Here is a 16,894-nt window from a genome sequence, read left to right on the forward strand (position 1 = left end):
ACGCAATTCACAATAATGCGCCAGGGAGGAGCGGATCCGTTCAGCAACCGATGATGCTTGCGCCGGGGCTCAGTGCGACAACGCGAAGCCGGTGAGGATCTGCGCGGTCTGTTCGGGTTTTTCCAGCATCGGCATGTGGTTGCAGCCGTTGATGGTGCTGGTGCTGATCGCGCTGGCAGCAGTGAGGCCGTTGCGCAGGCTGTCCAGCGCGGAGATGTCGACGATCTTGTCGTCGTGGCACCACAGGCCCAGCACCGGCATGGTGAGCTGGCCGAGCCGGTTCTGCACGGAAAGGTATTGTGCGGGCTCGCGCAGCTCGTTGAAGGTGTGCTCGATGAAGGCGCGATCGTGCTGGTTGCGCTTGATGAACACGTCGACGAAACGGCCGGGCAGGTCGAGCGGCTTGTCGAACGCCAGCGCCGTGGTGCGCTCGAAGCCGGCGCGGTCGTCGAATACGAACGGGTTCCTGCCGGCCAGCGCCTCGTGGTCGAACGCGTTCACCTTGCCCTTCAGGCCGAAGGCGTCGACCAGCGCCAGTGCGGCCACGTGCGCGGGATGTGCGCTGGCGTACACCCCGGCGATCGCGCCACCCATCGAGTGGCCGACCAGCACGAAGCGCTGCAGGCCCAGCGTCTGCACGAAGCCGTCGAGGCGCGCGGCCTGGGCGTCGATGTTGTAGCTGGCGCCGGCGTCGCGCGAGGACTCGCCCCAGCCGGGAAGGTCCGGAACGATCAGGTGGAAGTGCGGTGTCAGCAGCTTCGCCGTTTCCAGCCACACGCTCTTGTCCGCATCGAAACCGTGCAGCAGCACGATGGTCGGCCCCTGGCCGCCTTCGTAGTAGATCCAGTGCGTGTCGCCGGCCTGCACCGAGTGCTTCTCAAGGTGCGCGGCCATCGCCTCGCGCGTGACGTTCGCCTGCAGCAGCCACTGCGGCGCGAACAGATAGCTGCCGCCAAGCACGATCGCCAGCAGCGCCACCAGCCACGCCAGGAATTTCAGCCGGCGCAGCAGCATGCGTTTCCAGAGCGGGGTGGTGGCAGGTGTCGATGGCGGCATGAGGGCTTCTTGAGTGAGTCGGACGTTTCGCACCATCCCCTGCTAAAGGGGATGGTGCACAGCTTACTTATGCGCAGTTTTTGCCGAGGCAAAAACTGACTCCACCACCTGCTGGGTCAGCGGGTGGTAGCCGGCCCTGGCCCTGGCGTAGACCTGCTCGGCGAAGGCCAGGCCTTCCGGCGTCTTCGCGAACGCCTTGTACAGCGGCGTGGTCAGGTAGATCCGGCCGATCCGGGTCATGTGTTCGGCGGCGGCATTCCACACGGCCTTGTCGCCGGCGGCGATCGCATGGCTGTACCAGCGCATGCCGATTTCCGCGTTCGGCGTGCCGGTGAGGTGCCAGGCGGCGTCGAGTTGCTGCATCTTCGCCAGCGGCGGCGCATCGGGCAGGCGGTCGAGGAAGTACATCCATTCCTGCGTGTTCCAGCCCTTGGCGTCGAGTTTGCCGGCGGCCAGCTTGCCGGCGAGGAAGTCGCTGCGCTCGCGGTCGATCGTGTTGAAGCGCGGCGAGTCGGGCAGCGGCGCCCCCTTCGGGATGCCTTCGCCGTAGACCCAAGCCCTCACCTCGTCCCAGCCCATCTTGCCGGGATACTTCTCGACCAGGTTCGGCTTCATGTAGTCGAGCATCTGCTCGGTGGTGATGCTCTGGAACGCGAAGTGGTGGAAGTAGCCCTTCAGGTACGCGTCGAACCGCTCGCGGCCGAAGCGCTGCTCCAGCGTGCGCAGGAACCACGAGCCCTTGTCGTAAGCCACGTCGGACAGCGCATCGTCGGCGCCGATGCCGCGCGGGTCGGGCGCCAGCTTCTGCGCGTTGGCGGCCATCGCACCGATGCTCTTCTGCAGCGCGCGGGCGGACAGCAGCGCTTCTTCGTCGGCCAGCGCGTTGCCGTACACCGCCTCGGTGATGCGGCCCTGCACGTAGGTGGTGAAACCCTCGTTGAGCCAGATGTCGCGCCACGCGGCGCTGGTCACCAGGTTGCCCGACCAGGAATGCGCCAGTTCGTGCGAGACCAGCGAGACCAAGCTCTTGTCGCCGACCAGCACGGTCGGCGTGGCGAACGTCATGTTCGGGTTTTCCATGCCGCCGAACGGGAACGACGGCGGCAGCACCAGGATGTCGTAGCGGCCCCAGGCGTACGGGCCGTACAACTGCTCGGTGGCGGCGATCAGTTTCTCGGTGTCTTCGAATTCGTGCGCGGCCTTGTCCACCACCGACGGTTCCGCGTAGACGGCCGAGCGCGGGCCGGTTTCCTTCACCGCGAGGTCGCCGGCGGCGATCGCCAGCAGGTAGGACGGGATCGGGTGCGGCTGGTCGAACGCGAACTTGCCGTCCAGCGGATGCTTCGCGTCGTTGATCGCGCTCATCACCACGCGCACGTCCTTCGGCGCGGTGACGCGGGCGTCGTAGGTGAAGCGGATCGCCGGCGAATCCTGCAGCGGCACCCATGAGCGTGCGTGGATCGACTCGGACTGCGAGAACATGAAGGGCAGCTTTTTGTCGGCGGTCTGCGCCGGCGTCAGCCATTGCAGGCCGGAGGCCTCGGGCGAGGTGGTGTAGACGATGCGCACCTGGGCCGGGCGCTTCGGCGTGGCGATGGTCAGCTTGCTGCCCAGTTGCTTGTCGCGCGGCGAAAGAATGTATTTGAGCCCGGTGGCCTTGCCGTCGGCGGCCAGCGCCTCGACCCTGGCGATCTTCAGGTCGCGCGTATCCAGCACCAGCGACTGCGCCTTGGGATTCTGCCAGTCCAGCGTCAGCGTGGCCTGGCCGTCGAGCTGCTTGCGCGGGAAGTCGATCGCCAGGTCCAGGTCCAGGTGGGTCACGCGCACCTGGTCAGGCTGGGCGTAGGAGTTCGGGTCGTTGGCGCGGGCCGCCAGTGGCAGCATGAGCGTGCCGAAGGCGAGGATGGAAAACAGGCGCATGCAGCGGCTCCGGGTGCGGGGGAGGCAATGAGTATGCCATCGCAACGGCTCGCCTGGCCCGTGACGGAAGACCCGGTCGGGGGCTGCGGTGGTTGCGGGCGGCGTGTCGCGGAAACTTTTTTCTTGGCCGCGAAAGGTGCAAGCTTGCGGCATGGAAGTCGCCATGATCGACGGCTGCGCATCGGCGGCCAGGACCTGGGGAGGGGAGGCATGCTGATTGGCGCGGATCCGCCGGCGTTCGGCTACTTCATCGCGGCCTTGATCGCCACCACCGGCATCGCGTTCGCTTCCGGCGTGCAGTTCGTGGTCATCGGCCTGTGGCGGCGCCGCGAAGGCATCTATCTTTCCTACGCGGCGCTGTGCCTCTGCGTTGCCGTGCTGGCGCTGGGCAACATGCTGCTGCTCGGGGCCGGGGATCTGGCGCAGGCCACCGCCGCGTTGCGCTGGATGATCGCTGCGGCGATCGCGAGCTTCGTTCCGATGGTGGTGTTCATCCGCGCCTACACCGGTGCCGGCACGAACTGGCGCGCGCTGGTGGCGATGGGCCTGCTGACGGCGGTTTTCCTGTGGGTCAACGCAACGGCGCCGACCACCTTGTTCTTCTCGCGACTGGAGCCCGACCAGGCCATCGTGCTGCCCTGGGGCGAGCGGCTGTACCGCGTCACCGGCGCGGGGTCGGCCTGGGGCCTGGCATTCCATGCGGCCAGCTATGTGGTTTTCCTGTGGGCGCTCGGCCGCGCGTGGGTGCTATATCGCGGCGGCGACGTGTGGCGCGCGGTATTGCTGGGCGGTTGCCTGATCGTGCAGTTCGCCACCCTGTTGTGGGGCGATATCGTGGTCGACCTGCTCCAGTCCCGGGCGCCGTACCTGGACGCCTTCGCCTTCCTGCCCTTCGTGCTGCTGATGAGCCTGTCGCTGGCGGCGCAGATGCGGCAGCGCACGGCACAACTGGAACACACGCGGCGGCAGCTGGAGGTCGAGGAACACACGCGCCGCATCGCCGAGCAGAACCTGCGCCACCTCGCCTACCACGACAGCCTGACCCGCCTGCCCAATCGCGCCAGTGCGCTGAAGCGCCTCGCCGAGTGGCGCGCCGACGCGCTGGCGCGCGGCGGCTGCGGCGCGTTGCTGCTGATCGATCTGGACAACTTCAAGACCATCAACGACGGCCTGGGCCATCACGTCGGCGATCGCCTGCTGCAGGCGATGGCCGAGCGCCTGCTCGCCGCGGCGCCACCCGATGCGATGCTGGCGCGCCTGGGTGGGGACGAATTCGTGCTGATGCTGGGGCTGCGGGAGCGCACGCCGTCCGATGTGCAGGCGCGCGCAAAACGGATCGCGCAGGACATGATCGCGCTGGTGTCCGAGCCGGTGATGGAGGGCCGGCGCGTACTCGGGGTAGGGGCCAGCGTGGGCGTGGCGGTGTACCCCGTCGGCGAGGAGGATGTTGCCGACCTGCTGCGCCGCGCCGACATCGCGCTGTACCGGGCCAAGGCGGCCGGGCGCAACACGGTGCGGGTGTTCCTGCCGCCGATGCAGCAGGAGGCCGACCTGCGCCTGATCCTGGAGCGCGGCCTGCGCGCGGCGCTGGAGCAGGATCGCATGGGCACGCAGTTTGCCCTGCACTTCCAGCCGCAGATCACTGCCGACGGCGAGCTGCTGGGCGCCGAGGCGCTGCTGCGCTGGCACCACCCGCAACTGGGCGAGGTGGCGCCGGAAAAATTCATCCCGCTGGCCGAGGAAACCGGGCTGATCCATGCACTCGGCTCCTGGGTCGTCGATGAGGCCTGTGCGCACCTGCGCGCCTGGGATCGCGACGGCATTGCCCACGGCAAATCCCTGGCGGTCAACGTGAGCGCCTGGCAACTCGCCCACCCGCATTACGCCGCCCGGCTCGTCGCGCAGGTGCACGAGGCCGGCGTTGCGCCGGCGCGGCTTACCCTGGAACTGACTGAGAGCGCGTTGCTGCAGGACTTCGACGGCGCCCAGGCGACGCTGCGGCAGCTCGCCGCCGCGGGCTTCAGGCTGGCGCTCGACGACTTCGGCGTCGGCTATTCCTCGCTGAGCTATCTGCAGCACCTGCCGCTGGACGTCATCAAGATCGACCGTGCCTTCGTGAGCGAGCTGCAGGCCGACGCCGGCAATCCGCTGGCGGGTTTCATCATCGACATGGCGCATCGGTTGGGCATCATGGCGGTGGCGGAGGGCGTGGAAACCGTGTACCAGCGCCAGGCGCTGGAGCAGATGGGCTGCGACGGCCTGCAGGGCTACCTGATCAGCCGCCCGGTGAGCGATGCCGGCTTCCGGCACTGGCTGGCCGACCACCGGCAGGCTCTTCTTTCCTGAAGGAAGTGGGCAGCGCCGCGATCAACCGGAGGCCTTGGCCTGCGCGCAAACAACTTCCGGCGCGGGCCACGCGGAGATACTGAACAGGCTCCCAGGCGCCGGCAACGATACGTGCATGCAAGTCCCCGCGGTAGCGTTGGAGCTGGCAGCTCAGCAGTACCGATCCGCCATCTGGTCGGCCGCCGCCACCAGCTTGTCCACGATCGCCGGGTCGGCCGCGCTGTGGCCGGCCAGCACCACGTGCAGGTGCGCTTCGGGCCAGGCCAGGCTGAGGTCGTACGCGCTCTTCATCGGGCAGATGATGTCGTAGCGGCCGTGCACGATGGTGGCGGGGAGGTGCCGGATGCGGCCGATGTCGCGCAGCAGCTGGCCGGGTTCGAGGAAGATGTTGTGGCGGAAGTAGTGCGCCTCCATCACCGCCAGGCTGACCGCCTTGTGCGGATCCTCGAACTCGCCGCCGGCGTCGGGGTCGTGCAGCAGGGTGGTGCTGCCGCCTTCCCATGCGCTCCACGCCCGCGCGGCGGCGAGCCGGGTGGCTTCGTCGTCGCTGGTGAGGCGGCGCCAGTAGGCGTCCAGCATCGAGTCGCGTTCGACCTCGGGAATGAAGGCGAGGAAGCGCGCCCAGCGCTCGGGGAAGATCTGCGCGGCGCCGCCGTCCAGCTCGTTGAACCAGCGCAGTTCCTGCGGCCGGCCCAGGAAGATGCCGCGCAGCACCAGTCCCAGCACGCGCTCGGCGTGCGCCTGGGCGTAGGCCAGCGCCAGGGTCGAGCCCCACGAACCGCCGAACACCACCCAGCGCTCGATCTCCAGTTGCTCGCGGATCGCCTCGATGTCGGCGACCAGGTGCCAGGTGGTGTTGTCGGTGAGTTCGGCGAACGGGGTGGACCGCCCGGCGCCGCGCTGGTCGAACAGCACGATGCGGTAGTGCGCCGGATTGAAGAAGCGGCGGTGGTAGGTCGACAGTCCCGCGCCCGGGCCGCCGTGCAGGAACACCACCGGCAGGCCGGCGGGGTTGCCGCATTCCTCCACATGCAGGGTATGGATCGAGTCGACGGCAAGCCGGTGGGTGCGGTACGGCTCGATCTCGGGATACAGCTCGCGCATGCGGGGAACCTCGTGGAGATGGGCTTCTCCCCTGCCGGGGGAGAGGCCGGTCGAATCAACCGAACTGCAGGGCGGCGGTAAGGTCGCCCGGCGGCGGGCCGCCGGCGGCGATCATCGCCTGCTCGCGCAGGGTGAGGCCGGGCAGTTTCTGCAGTCCGAAGCGCCGCGTGATGAAGCGGGCGATCGAGCCGGTGTCGTAGACGGTGTGGTCGACGAAACCCTTTTTCGCGAACGGCGACACCACCAGCGCGGGGATGCGCGTGCCCGGCCCCCAGCGGTCGCCCTTCGGCGGCGCCACATGGTCCCACCAGCCGCCGTTCTCGTCCACGGTGATCACCACCAGGGTGTGTTCCCACAGCGGGCTGCGCTGGAGCGCATCGATGATGTGCGCGATGTGGCGGTCGCCGGCGGCCACGTCCGAGTAGCCCGCGTGCATGTTGAGGTCGCCCTGCGGCTTGTAGAACGCCACCGGCGGCAGCGTGCCGCTCTCGATGGCGGCGATGAAGCGGTTGCTGGCGGCGCTGTCGCCGGTGCCGGCATCGCGCAGGTGCTGCGAGCGCGCGACGGTGCCGGGCGCGAACTGGCGGAAGTAGTTGAACGGCTGGTGGTGGATCTGGAAGTTGGGGCCGTAGGGGAACTGCCCGTGCGTGCCGCGCATGCCGCCGCCATCCAGCGCCAGTTGCCAGCCGCCGGCGTACCAGGCCCAGTCGATGCCCTGCGCGTCGAGCCGGTCGCCGATGGTGGCGTGGTGCTGCGGCGGCAGCGTGCTGGGGTCGGCCGGGTCGGCCAGCAGCGGATCGTGCGGGTCGCGGGTGAGGCCGGGCGCGTAGGGCGGGCCGATCGTGTTCACCGCCCAGAAATCCGGCGTGAGCACGTTGCGCGAGGCGAACTTCGGCCGGCCCTGCATGGCGCTGGCGGGAGAGTCTTCGGCCAGCTTCAGCCGGATGCCGGCGGGATCGTCGCCTTCCACCTGCGCGATCTGCTGTTTTGCCGGCCCCTGGTCCGCGTGCGGGAAGAACGGCGGCTGTGCCGCGATCAGGTACTGGTGGTTGAGGAAGGAGCCGCCGAAGGCGCCCATGAAGAAGTTGTCGCACAGCGTGTACTGCCGCGCCAGCCGCCATAGCTGCAGGTCCGCCGCGCCTTCCGCGTAGCGGCCCATCACCAGCGCGCCGCTGTCGCCCCAAGCGACGAAGCCGTCGTTGCGGCCGCCGTTGATTTGCAGCTGGTTGTTGTAGAAGTTGTGGATCAGGTCGCGCGTGACCAGCGCTGGCGGCAGCGATTCGCCCTGCGGCGTGCGCAGCGCGAACGGGGCGTTGGCGAGATTGCGGATCGCCTCCTCGCCGATCTGGTAGCGGCGGTTGTCCAGCGTCTGTTCGTGCGGCACCAGGCCGTGCCAGATCGGCGGCAGCGTATCGAGCAGGCGGCCGTCGCGGTCACGCTGGCGGTACTGCTCCGGCTTCAGCGCGGCCAGCGGCCGTTCAAGCCCGGGGAAATCCGCGAACAGGTTGTTGAAGCTGCGGTTCTCTGCGTAGATCACCACCACGTGGCGGACGTGTTCACGCAGCGCGGCATCCAGCGCGGCCTCCGCGGCACGGCCGGTGCGCGCGGGGCGGCTGCCGGCGGCGATCTGGCAACCGCCGGTGGCCAGCGCGGCACCAGCCAGCGCGATGCCGCCTAGCAGCTTGCGGCGCGTGGGATCGACCGGAGCATCGGTCTCGGTGCGCGGTGGAGCGGGCGGCGACGGTTTGGTCATGGCGGTTCACATGGACGGGGCGGAAGGGAGTGGTGCACCGGCAGAAGTACCGCAATCGTGTGGCAGGCGCGTGGCGACGCGGCTCAATCGGCGGAGAACTTGCGCGCGGCGTCCCACATCGGGCGGTTGATCGCGCGGTTCGCATGGGGTGCCTGCAGCACGACCAGGGTAGTGGTGCTGATGCTGGCGTGGATCTTCAGCAGGCGGTCGAGCACGCTTTCCAGGTGGCTGATCGACATCGCCACCACGCGCAGCAGGGCGGAATCCTCGCCGGCGAGGCGGCGACAGTCGAGCACCTCGGGGATGTCCGCCACGACGACGCCGATGCGCGCGCAGATGCCGCCGTCGCAGCGCAGCCGCACCATCGCCTCGATGCGGTAGCCCAGCCGCTTCGGCTCCACCACTGCGCGGTAGCCACTGATCACGCCTGCCTCCTCCAGCCGCTTCACCCGCTCGGCCACCGCCGGCGCGGACAGGCGCACCTTGCGGCCCAGCTCGGCGTAGCCCAGGCGCGCGTCCTGCTGCAGGGCTTCCAGCAGTTGCCAGTCCTTGCCGTCGAGTTCCGGTTTCGAATCCAAGGTGGAGGCCCTCGCGATGGTTTCATTCGCCGGTCAAACGCGGCGTGCACAATGCGATGCATTATTCACCGCCCGGGGCGCCAGGGCTAGGATGCGCACTTCCCATCCCCTGGAATCCGTCCCCATGGATACCGTCGAACGCCTCGATGGCCGCGCCCTGGCCGGCATCGCGATCGCCCTGCTCACCTGGTCGTCGGCGTACGCCGCGATCGCCTACGCGCTGCCCGCGTTCACCCCCGGGGAGGTGGCGTTCGCGCGGCTGCTGATCGGCTCGCTGTGCTTCGCCGTGTTGCTGCGGGCAAGGCGCGTGCCGCTGCCGGCGCGGCGCGACTGGCCGCAGCTGGCCCTGCTCGGCGTGATCGGCCTCACCGTCTACCACCTGTGCCTGAACTACGCCGAGACGCGGATCGCCAGCGGCACCGCCTCGATCCTGATTTCGCTGGTGCCGGCCGCCACCGCGGCGGTGTCCGCGTTCTGGCTGCGCGAGCGGCTGACGCTGCGCACCTGGGTCGGCCTGGCGGTGGCGCTGGTGGGCACCGTGCTGGTGGTGCTGGCCAGCGGTGAGCGGGTGGAGGTGGACCCGAAGGCACTGCTGGTGCTGCTGTGCGTACTCGCATCGGCGATCTACTTCGTGGGCCAGAAGGCGCTGTTCGCGCGCAACAGCATGCTCGGCGTCACCGCGTTCACCTTCTTCGCCGGCACGCTCGCCACCGCGCCATTCGGCTGGCAGTTGCCGCAGGCGCTGGGCGTTGCGAGCTGGCCGCGGATCGGCGCGCTGCTGTGGCTGGGCATCGCGCCCACCTTCATCGGTTACCTGGCCTGGAACATGGCGGTGAGCCGCGCCTCGGCGTCGCGGGTCAGCAGCTTCATCTACCTGTCGCCGCCGATCGCCTTGCTGATCGGCTGGCTGTGGCTGCACGAGGTGCCGAACGCGCTGATCCTGGTCGGTGGCGCGATCACCGTGGGTGGTGTGGTGCTGGCGAACGCCCGGCGTCGCGCATCGCCACCGGCGCCGGTCCTTGCGGAGGCATGCGCCAATGAGCGGCCCTGATGCGCCAGCGCCCGACGTCATCGACCTCGGCACGCTGGCGCGGGAGTTGCCGCAGGCGTGGCGATCGCGGCTGCTCGGAGGCATAGGGCAGGCCCGGCTGAAACTGCTGCGGATGGATGCCGGCGCTTACCCGGAGGAAATCCACGACCAGGCCGAGGCCCTGCTGGTGCTCGAAGGCCGGATGCGGCTGCGCTTCGCCGATCAGGTGCGGACGGTGGGCGCCGGCGAACTGTGCCTGGTGCCGGCCGGCGTTGCGCATGCGGTGGCGGAAGGCAGCCATGGCATCCTGCTCATCGTCGACACCTGACCACGGGAGATACGCATGTACGAACTCTGCATCGCCAACAAGAACTACTCCTCATGGTCGCTGCGGCCATGGGTGCTGCTGCGCGCACTGGACATCCCGTTCGCCGAGCGGCTGGTGCCGTTCACCGGCGGCAGCGGCGAGAGCTGGGACGCGTTCCGCGCCTTCTTGCCCACCGGCAAGGTGCCGTGCCTGCGCGACGGCGAGGTGACGGTGTGGGATTCGCTGGCCATCGTCGAATACCTGGCCGAGCGCCATCCCGGCGTGTGGCCCGCCGACGCGTTCGCGCGCGCCTGGGCGCGCTGCGCGGCGGCGGAGATGCACGCGGGTTTCGCCGCGCTGCGCGGCAGCTGCACGATGAACTGCGGGGTTCGCGTGCGCGTCGAGGCGCCGGACGCGGCGCTGCGCCGGGACCTTGCCCGCCTCGACGAACTGTGGAACGAGGGGCTGGCGCGCTTCGGCGGCCCGTTCCTCGCCGGCAACGCCTTCAGCGCGGTCGATGCGTTCTACGCGCCGGTGGCGTTTCGCATCCAGAGCTACGGGCTGCGGCTCGGCGACGCCGCGATGGCCTATGCGCAGCGCCTGCTCGACCTGCCCGCGATGCGCGAGTGGTACGCCGCCGCGCTGGTCGAGAGCTGGCGCGACCCGGAACACGAGGACGAAGTGCGCCGCGCCGGCACCTGGCTGCAGGACCTGCGCCGCGCCGGTTGAGTGCGCGCCGTCGGCGCGCGCTCACTGCTTGTGAAGAAAACCACTTCCTGTGGTTTTCTTCCGTCGCGAGTCCGGCACGTGTCCGGACTCGCTCACGCGGATCAGGCACTTGCGTGCCCGATCCGCGCCCGGCCATCCATGGACGGCCTTCGAGGTTGAATAGTCACAACCTCTCAGTTCAGCCGGGTCAGCCGCAACACCTCGGGGTCGTCGGCGTGCTCCAGCAGCAGGCGCCGCACGCGGTCCTGCCAGGCGTGCGCGAAGGTGGCGTGTTGGTGCGCGGTGGCGGTCGGGTGCAGCGCGACGACCATCAGCTCGCGCAGGTTCGGTGCCGGCGGCACGCGGGACAGGTCCAGGGTCACCGCGACCGCCTCGCCGTTGTCGCGGCGGCTGAACTGCACCGCGCTGGCGCTCGGGGCGGCGGCGAAATCCAGTAGCGACTGCCGCACGAAGCGGCCGCCGATGCCGTGAAAGCCGTTCTCGGCGGCGGCGCCGGTGACCAGGGTCAGCACCTGCGCGATCACGCCGGTGACCCCCTCGTCCGCGGGCGCCGGCATGCGCACCGTGATGCCGCCGCGTTCGGCCGGCTCACCCGGGTACAGCGCCTGCAGCGCCGTGCGCGCCATCAGCCAGGCGCCGGCGACGGTGGGGCAGGAGTGGCCGGCCAGCCGTACCGCATCGAGGTAGCTGTATTCCAGCAGGCCGCCCCCGGCGGCGCCGAGAAACCCGGCCAGCGGGTCGCGCATCGTGATGCGCGGCGCCTGGTCGTAGAACGCGGGGTAGTCCATCACTCCCCCGGCAGGCCGGTGATGCCGAAGTCGATAACCACCGCATCGGCGTCGCGCTGGCGGTAGTTCACTGTGAGGTGGTCGCCGAGGCGCTCGCGCAGCTGGGCGATCAGCGGGATCGGGTCGTGGTCGTTGACGAAGCGCATCGTCTCGCCCGAGCGCAGCGCACCGATCGCGCCGAAGATCGCCGAGTGGCGGAAGCGCCGGGCCACCCCGCGCGCGTCGAAGAGGTGCACGTTCTGTTCGGAAACGGTGTCGATGGACATGGGAGGAGGCTCGCGGGAAAGGGAGCCCCAACATACGCCGCGCACTCTGGCCGGCCACTGATCTGGATCAGCCGGACCGGCCCCTGTCTCAGAACTTGTATGCGCGGTGGATCGCCACGATGCCGTTGCTGAGGTTGCGAACCTCGACGCGGCCGAAGCCGGCGCGTTCCATCATGCCCTTCAGGGTGGCCTGGTCGGGATGCTTGCGGATCGACTCGGCCAGGTACTGGTAGCTGTCGGCGTCGCCGGCGAACAGCTGGCCCAGCTTCGGCAGGATCTTGAACGAGTGGAAGTCGTAGAGCTTGCCGAACAGCTCGCTCTGTACTTTCGAGAACTCCAGCACCAGCGCGCGGCCGCCGGGCTTGAGCACGCGGCAGATGTCGGCCAGCGCCTTGTCCTTGTCGGTGACGTTGCGCAGGCCGAAGGCCATGGTCACCGCGTCGAAGCTGTTGTCGGGGAACGGCAGCGCCTCGGCGTTGAGCTGGGCCCAGCGCAGGCCGGCGACCAAGCCGCGGTCGGTGAGGCGGTCGCGGCCCACGCCGAGCATTGCCGCGTTGATGTCGCCCACCACCACCTCTCCCTCGTCGCCGACCACCGGTTTCATCAGCGCGGCGATGTCGCCGGTGCCGCCGGCCAGGTCCAGCACGCGGTCGCCGCGGCGCACGCCGCTGATCGCCACGAAATGGCGCTTCCACAGCCGGTGGATGCCGAACGACATCAGGTCGTTCATCAGGTCGTAGCTGCGAGCGACCGAGGTGAACACCTGGCCGACCAGCTTCTGCTTGTCGTCCACCGGCACGTCGCGGAAGCCGAAGTGGGTGGTCTTGGATTGCGGCTCGTTCATGGGCGACATGCTACAGCGTCGGCTTGCCGCCGTCCTTGTAGACGATGCCGTCCTTCATCACGAAGCTGACATGCTGCATCGCGCCGATGTCATCCAGCGGGTTGCCCGGCACCGCGATGACATCGGCGCGCCGGCCCGCGGCAATCCGCCCCAGCTCGTCCTGCTTGTGCAGCAGCTCGGCGGCATGCGTGGTGGCGGCCTGCAGCACGAACATCGGCGGCATGCCGGCCTGCACCATGTAGAGGAATTCCTTCGCGTTACCGCCGTGCGGATACACCCCGGCATCGGTACCGAATGCGATTTTCACGCCGGCCCTGTAGGCCTTGCCGGCGGTGGCCTGGATGATCGGCCCGACCTGTTCCGCCTTGGCGGCGACCTGCGGCGGATACCAGCCTTCCTTCGCCTTCTCCTCGGCGAACTTGCCGGCGATGATGGTCGGCACGAACCAGGTGCCGTGCTCCTTCATCAGCTTCATGTCGGCGTCGTCCATGTAGGTGCCGTGCTCGATCGAGTCGACGCCGCCGAGCACCGCCCGACGGATCGCCTCGGCGCCGTGCGCGTGCGCCGCCACGGTGAAACCATAGTCGTGCGCGGCGGCGACCACGGCCTTGATCTCCTCGAGGGTCATCTGCGCATTGTCGGCGCTGCTGCTTTCGTCGAGCACGCCGCCGGAGGGCATGATCTTGATCAGGTCGGCGCCGTCCTTGTAGTGCTGGCGCACCGCTTTCCAGGCGTCCCCGGGCGAGTCGATGATGCCGTCCTTCGGGCCGGGGTCGCCGGCGAGGTCCGCGCGGTAGCCGTTGGTGGGGTCGGCGTGGCCGCCGGTGGTGCCGATGAACTGGCCGGCGCTGAAGATGCGCGGTCCCGGCACGATGCCGGCGTTGATGGCGTTGCGCAGCGCGATGGACTCGTTGTGCGCGTCGCCGAGGTTGCGCACGGTGGTGAAGCCGGCCAGCAGCGTGCGCCTGGCATAGACCGTGCTGCGAATCGCGTAGTCCGCCGGATCGAGGCGGAACTTGTCGCTGTAGGTGGAGCGGCTGAACTCCATGGTCAGATGGGTGTGGCTGTCGATCAGGCCGGGCAGGCAGGTCGAACCGGGCAGGTCGATGTACTCGAACGAGCCGCCTGCCGCGCCGGCCTGCTTGCGGTACGGCTCGATGTCCACGGCGCCGGCGTGCAACTCACGGATGCGGTTGCCGTCGACCACCACGCTGGTCTCGCCGAGCATCCTGCCGGCAGCGGTGTCGAGCAGGCGCGCGCAATGCAGCACGCGAACGTCGGGCCGGGCCGCGATGTCGGCCGCCGCGGCGCCGACCGGCAGCGACAGCAGGGCGGCAGTGAGGACGAGGAGACGGCGTGCGGTCATGGGCGAGGATTCCAGGAGGGGAACGCCCATCCTAGAGCCTGCGCGAAGCCTTCGCCTACCCTGCGCCGGCGCCCGGGCACGGGCCGGCCTGCGTCAAGCGGGGATGCAACGGCGGCTGCGCCCGCCGGTGACCGATGCGAGGCGGCGTTGCCGCCTCATTCCCGCGTCGGGTCGGCCGCTGCCCCGGTGCCGCCCGATGCCTGGTGCAGGTGGTGCTCGGCCGCGACGTGGCGTTCGTGCAGTGCGGCGTCGTCGCTGTCGGCGGGAACGTGGGCGGGCTGGTCCGCCATGGGTTCCCGGTCGCCGCCGGGGGTGATCTTCAGGATCGAGTGGCGCACCTCGCGCGACAGGATCACCCGCGCGTCGCGCACCATGCCTTCCAGCGCGGCGTCGTAGTCGAGCTTGCCGTCCTCGTCGGTCCACACCACCCGGCGCTCGCGCAGCTTCTGGATGAAGCCGCGGAACAGCGCCTTGTCGAAGAACTCCGGCGCGGACAGCTCGTTGAGCAGCGACAGCCGCTGCGCGGTGAGCGTGCAGGCATTCTCCAGCTCGGCGCCGGTCAGCGTGTGCGGGCCGTTCTTGGCCAGCGCGGCGATGGTGATGTAGTAGCGCTCGAACGCCTGGATCAGGCTGCGCGCGATCACCTTGAGCTGGTAGGCGCCGTCGTCCTGGCCGGGGCTGCGCTCGAGCACGCGCCCGTCGCTGACCGATTCGAGCAGGCCGCGACGCACGAAGAAGTCGATGGTCGCCTGCATCTGCGTGGCGAATCCGTCCTCGTCCCAAGGCAGGAACAGCTCGCCCTGGATGAACGGGTAGATGATCCGGCCCAGCCGCAGGATCGAGGAGCGCGACATGCGCCGGTTGTTGAGGAAGCAGCAGGCGACCCACGCAGCGGTGGTGGTGAGGTGCAGCACGTTGTTGCGGAAGTAGCTGAGCAGCACCGCGCGCTCGCCGGTGGCGGTGAGCACGTCGCCGAGCGGGTGCTGCACGCGCTGGATCCAGCCCATCTGCTCGCCGTAGGCGATGATCGCGGCCGGGCCCATCGGGGTCAGCGTGATGCGGTCGGAATACGGCAGTTCCTCCAGCATCGCCTTGCCCAGCTCGAGCTGGGTCAAAAGGTCGCTCTCGGCCATCGCGTGCTTGGGCGTGGCGAGCAGCGCCAGTGCCAGCAGGTTGATCGGGTTGACGTCGGCGGCGCGGTTGATGTTGATCTGGATCCGCTCGGCGAGGCGGTCGGTGACCGCGTTCAGCCACTCCGGTTTCGCCTCGGGGTCGGTGGTGGCGACGCGCCAGTCGCCGCTGGCGGCGTCCAGCAGCGGGGTCAGCTCGACCGGTTCGCCGAAGTTCAGCGCCACGTGTCCGTAGCGCTGGCGCAGCACCTTGAGGCCCTTGAGCAGGCCGAGCAGGGATTCCTTTTCCTTCGGCTGGCCGCTGAGCTCGCCGATGTAGGACTTGCCCTCCATCAGCTTCTCGTAGCCGATGTAGACCGGCTGGAACAGCACCGGCCGGCGCGGCGCGCGCAGGAACGCGCGCACCGTCATCGCCAGCATGCCGGCGCGCGGCGCCAGCAGGCGGCCGGTGCGCGAACGCCCGCCCTCGATGAAGTATTCCATCGGCACGCCGCGGTCGATCAGCTGCGCCACGTACTCGTTGAACACTACCGAGTACAACGCATTGCCCTTGAAGCTGCGACGCAGGAAGAACGCGCCGCCGCGACGCAGGATCGGTCCGATCACCGGCAGGTTGAGGTTCACGCCCGCCGCGATATGCGGCACCACCACGCCGGAAACGTGCAGCTGATAGCTCATCAGCAGGTAGTCGGCGTGGCTGCGATGGCAGGGCACGTAGATCACCTCGTGGCCCGGCGCGGCGGCGCGGGCCTTGTCGAAGTGGTGCATGGCGATGCCGTCGTACAGCTTGTTCCAGAAGTTGGAGAGCAGGAAGGAGGCCGAGCGCACCACCGGGTGCGAGTAGTCGGCGGCGATCTCCAGCACCAGCTTGTGCGCCTTGCGCCAGGCCTTGGCCTGGCTGATCTTTTCCTTGGCCGCGCTGGCGGCGATCGCGGCCCGCACCGGTTCGGCGTTCAGCACCGCATCGACCACCGTGCGCCGGTGCGACAGGTCCGGTCCGATCACCGCGGCGCGGATGCGGTGGAAATGCGCGCGCAGCACCCGCGCGACCTTGCGTGCGAAACGTTCCGGGGCGATCGCGTCGGCTTCGTCCAGCATCTGGCGCAGCGACACCGGGGCGGAGAAGTGCACTACCGTGTCGCGCCCGTTCAGCAGCAGCGCCAGCATGCGGCGGAAGCGGCCCACCATCACCCAGTTTTCCGAGAACAGCACGCGGAACCAGCCGCTGTCGCGGCTGGGCGCGCGGCCGACGTAGATGGATACCGGCATGATCTGGATGTCGTCCCCGGGCATGCCTTCCAGCGAACGCACCAGTTGCCGCAGCGGTTCGTTGGGGTTGCGCCGGCGGTTGCGGCCGAACAGCCAGCCGTCGCGCCGGGCAAGGGCGAACACCGAGCGCCGGCGGCGGGTGCCGGCCAGCGGCTGCATCGGGTTGGGCAGGCCGGCTTCGCGGCAGGCGCGCTGCAGGATCAGGGCGTCGGAGAAGCCGTCGCGCTCGATCACGTAGCAGACCGGCACGCCGGCCTGCAGCAAGGTGGTGGGCTCGGCCGGGTCGCGGCGGATGCGCACCCACGGCTGCAGCAGCTGGCCGGCCAGGTTGAACCACCAGGGCGCGCGCTGGCGGGCAGGGGAGTCCGCGGTGCTGTTCATTGGCATCGGTCTATTCTAATGGCCGTG

14 protein-coding genes are annotated in these 16,894 nt (G+C 69.3%); 4 read left to right on the forward strand and 10 right to left on the reverse strand.

Annotated features, from left to right (window positions below; genetic code table 11):
- Window positions 1-69: 69 nt before the first annotated feature.
- Both DEO45_RS10280 and DEO45_RS10285 read right to left on the reverse strand, forming a co-directional pair.
- Window positions 70-1,014, reverse strand: coding sequence for an alpha/beta fold hydrolase (locus DEO45_RS10280; protein ID WP_114343197.1), 945 nt, complete (start codon window positions 1,012-1,014; stop codon window positions 70-72).
- A 105-nt stretch (window positions 1,015-1,119) separates the two neighbouring features.
- Entirely contained in the window at window positions 1,120-2,976 is a 1,857-nt protein-coding gene (locus DEO45_RS10285; protein ID WP_114343199.1) for a M1 family metallopeptidase, read from the reverse strand.
- A 210-nt stretch (window positions 2,977-3,186) separates the two neighbouring features.
- Here DEO45_RS10285 and DEO45_RS10290 point away from each other — a divergent pair, with 210 nt between their 5' ends.
- Window positions 3,187-5,322: a putative bifunctional diguanylate cyclase/phosphodiesterase gene (locus DEO45_RS10290; protein ID WP_114343201.1), complete on the forward strand. Its 2,136-nt coding sequence runs from the start codon at window positions 3,187-3,189 to the stop codon at window positions 5,320-5,322.
- A 150-nt stretch (window positions 5,323-5,472) separates the two neighbouring features.
- Here the strand turns inward: DEO45_RS10290 and pip are convergent, their stop codons facing one another.
- The 3 genes from pip to DEO45_RS10305 form a co-directional block, all read right to left on the reverse strand.
- Entirely contained in the window at window positions 5,473-6,426 is a 954-nt protein-coding gene (gene pip / locus DEO45_RS10295; RefSeq protein ID WP_114343204.1) for a prolyl aminopeptidase, read from the reverse strand.
- Between the two features lie 55 nt (window positions 6,427-6,481).
- Window positions 6,482-8,179, reverse strand: a complete 1,698-nt coding sequence (gene acpA / locus DEO45_RS10300; protein WP_114343205.1) for an acid phosphatase — start codon at window positions 8,177-8,179, stop codon at window positions 6,482-6,484.
- A gap of 83 nt (window positions 8,180-8,262) precedes the next feature.
- On the reverse strand, window positions 8,263-8,757 hold the full coding sequence (locus DEO45_RS10305; RefSeq protein WP_114343207.1) for an Lrp/AsnC family transcriptional regulator: 495 nt from the start codon (window positions 8,755-8,757) through the stop codon (window positions 8,263-8,265).
- A gap of 124 nt (window positions 8,758-8,881) precedes the next feature.
- On the opposite strand from DEO45_RS10305, the gene DEO45_RS10310 reads away from it, so the two are divergent.
- From DEO45_RS10310 to DEO45_RS10320, 3 genes are read left to right on the forward strand one after another with little or no spacing between them, the layout of a single operon-like run.
- Window positions 8,882-9,808, forward strand: a complete 927-nt coding sequence (locus tag DEO45_RS10310; protein ID WP_114343210.1) for a DMT family transporter — start codon at window positions 8,882-8,884, stop codon at window positions 9,806-9,808.
- Window positions 9,795-10,115 (forward strand): cupin domain-containing protein, encoded by a 321-nt coding sequence (locus tag DEO45_RS10315; RefSeq protein ID WP_114343212.1) that lies wholly within the window; start codon window positions 9,795-9,797, stop codon window positions 10,113-10,115. Before DEO45_RS10310 ends, DEO45_RS10315 begins: the two co-directional genes overlap by 14 nt.
- Before the next feature lie 15 nt (window positions 10,116-10,130).
- A complete protein-coding gene (locus DEO45_RS10320; RefSeq protein WP_114343214.1) occupies window positions 10,131-10,823 on the forward strand; it encodes a glutathione S-transferase family protein in 693 nt (230 codons plus the stop codon).
- 173 nt (window positions 10,824-10,996) lie between these two features.
- Here DEO45_RS10320 and DEO45_RS10325 read toward each other — a convergent pair whose 3' ends face one another.
- From DEO45_RS10325 to plsB, 5 genes are all read right to left on the reverse strand, one after another.
- Complete coding sequence (locus DEO45_RS10325; protein WP_114343217.1) at window positions 10,997-11,611, reverse strand: FmdE family protein; 615 nt, start codon at window positions 11,609-11,611, stop codon at window positions 10,997-10,999.
- Complete coding sequence (locus tag DEO45_RS10330) at window positions 11,611-11,877, reverse strand: DUF2249 domain-containing protein (RefSeq protein ID WP_114343220.1); 267 nt, start codon at window positions 11,875-11,877, stop codon at window positions 11,611-11,613. The genes DEO45_RS10325 and DEO45_RS10330 overlap by 1 nt, the downstream gene beginning before the upstream one ends.
- An 88-nt stretch (window positions 11,878-11,965) precedes the next feature.
- On the reverse strand, window positions 11,966-12,721 hold the full coding sequence (gene ubiE, locus DEO45_RS10335) for a bifunctional demethylmenaquinone methyltransferase/2-methoxy-6-polyprenyl-1,4-benzoquinol methylase UbiE (protein WP_114343827.1): 756 nt from the start codon (window positions 12,719-12,721) through the stop codon (window positions 11,966-11,968).
- 10 nt (window positions 12,722-12,731) lie between these two features.
- Window positions 12,732-14,087, reverse strand: coding sequence for a metal-dependent hydrolase family protein (locus DEO45_RS10340; RefSeq protein WP_114343222.1), 1,356 nt, complete (start codon window positions 14,085-14,087; stop codon window positions 12,732-12,734).
- Window positions 14,088-14,242: 155 nt separating this feature from the next.
- A complete protein-coding gene (gene plsB / locus DEO45_RS10345) occupies window positions 14,243-16,867 on the reverse strand; it encodes a glycerol-3-phosphate 1-O-acyltransferase PlsB (RefSeq protein ID WP_114343224.1) in 2,625 nt (874 codons plus the stop codon).
- Between the last annotated feature and the right edge of the window lie 27 nt (window positions 16,868-16,894).

The sequence above is a fragment of the Rhodanobacter denitrificans genome, assembly GCF_003335105.1.
In the GTDB taxonomy this organism is placed as follows: Bacteria; Pseudomonadota; Gammaproteobacteria; order Xanthomonadales; family Rhodanobacteraceae; genus Rhodanobacter; species Rhodanobacter denitrificans_A.

What these genes read in the sequence shown, in the direction of transcription:
- DEO45_RS10280 (WP_114343197.1), bottom strand. Translation starts at nt 1,014, where the DNA reads ATGCTGCTGCGCCGGCTGAAATTCCTGGCGTGGCTGGTGGCGCTGCTG.
- DEO45_RS10285 (WP_114343199.1), bottom strand. Translation starts at nt 2,976, where the DNA reads ATGCGCCTGTTTTCCATCCTCGCCTTCGGCACGCTCATGCTGCCACTG.
- DEO45_RS10290 (WP_114343201.1), top strand. Translation starts at nt 3,187, where the DNA reads ATGCTGATTGGCGCGGATCCGCCGGCGTTCGGCTACTTCATCGCGGCC.
- pip (WP_114343204.1), bottom strand. Translation starts at nt 6,426, where the DNA reads ATGCGCGAGCTGTATCCCGAGATCGAGCCGTACCGCACCCACCGGCTT.
- acpA (WP_114343205.1), bottom strand. Translation starts at nt 8,179, where the DNA reads ATGACCAAACCGTCGCCGCCCGCTCCACCGCGCACCGAGACCGATGCT.
- DEO45_RS10310 (WP_114343210.1), top strand. Translation starts at nt 8,882, where the DNA reads ATGGATACCGTCGAACGCCTCGATGGCCGCGCCCTGGCCGGCATCGCG.
- DEO45_RS10315 (WP_114343212.1), top strand. Translation starts at nt 9,795, where the DNA reads ATGAGCGGCCCTGATGCGCCAGCGCCCGACGTCATCGACCTCGGCACG.
- DEO45_RS10320 (WP_114343214.1), top strand. Translation starts at nt 10,131, where the DNA reads ATGTACGAACTCTGCATCGCCAACAAGAACTACTCCTCATGGTCGCTG.
- DEO45_RS10325 (WP_114343217.1), bottom strand. Translation starts at nt 11,611, where the DNA reads ATGGACTACCCCGCGTTCTACGACCAGGCGCCGCGCATCACGATGCGC.
- DEO45_RS10330 (WP_114343220.1), bottom strand. Translation starts at nt 11,877, where the DNA reads ATGTCCATCGACACCGTTTCCGAACAGAACGTGCACCTCTTCGACGCG.
- ubiE (WP_114343827.1), bottom strand. Translation starts at nt 12,721, where the DNA reads ATGAACGAGCCGCAATCCAAGACCACCCACTTCGGCTTCCGCGACGTG.
- DEO45_RS10340 (WP_114343222.1), bottom strand. Translation starts at nt 14,087, where the DNA reads ATGACCGCACGCCGTCTCCTCGTCCTCACTGCCGCCCTGCTGTCGCTG.
- plsB (WP_114343224.1), bottom strand. Translation starts at nt 16,867, where the DNA reads ATGAACAGCACCGCGGACTCCCCTGCCCGCCAGCGCGCGCCCTGGTGG.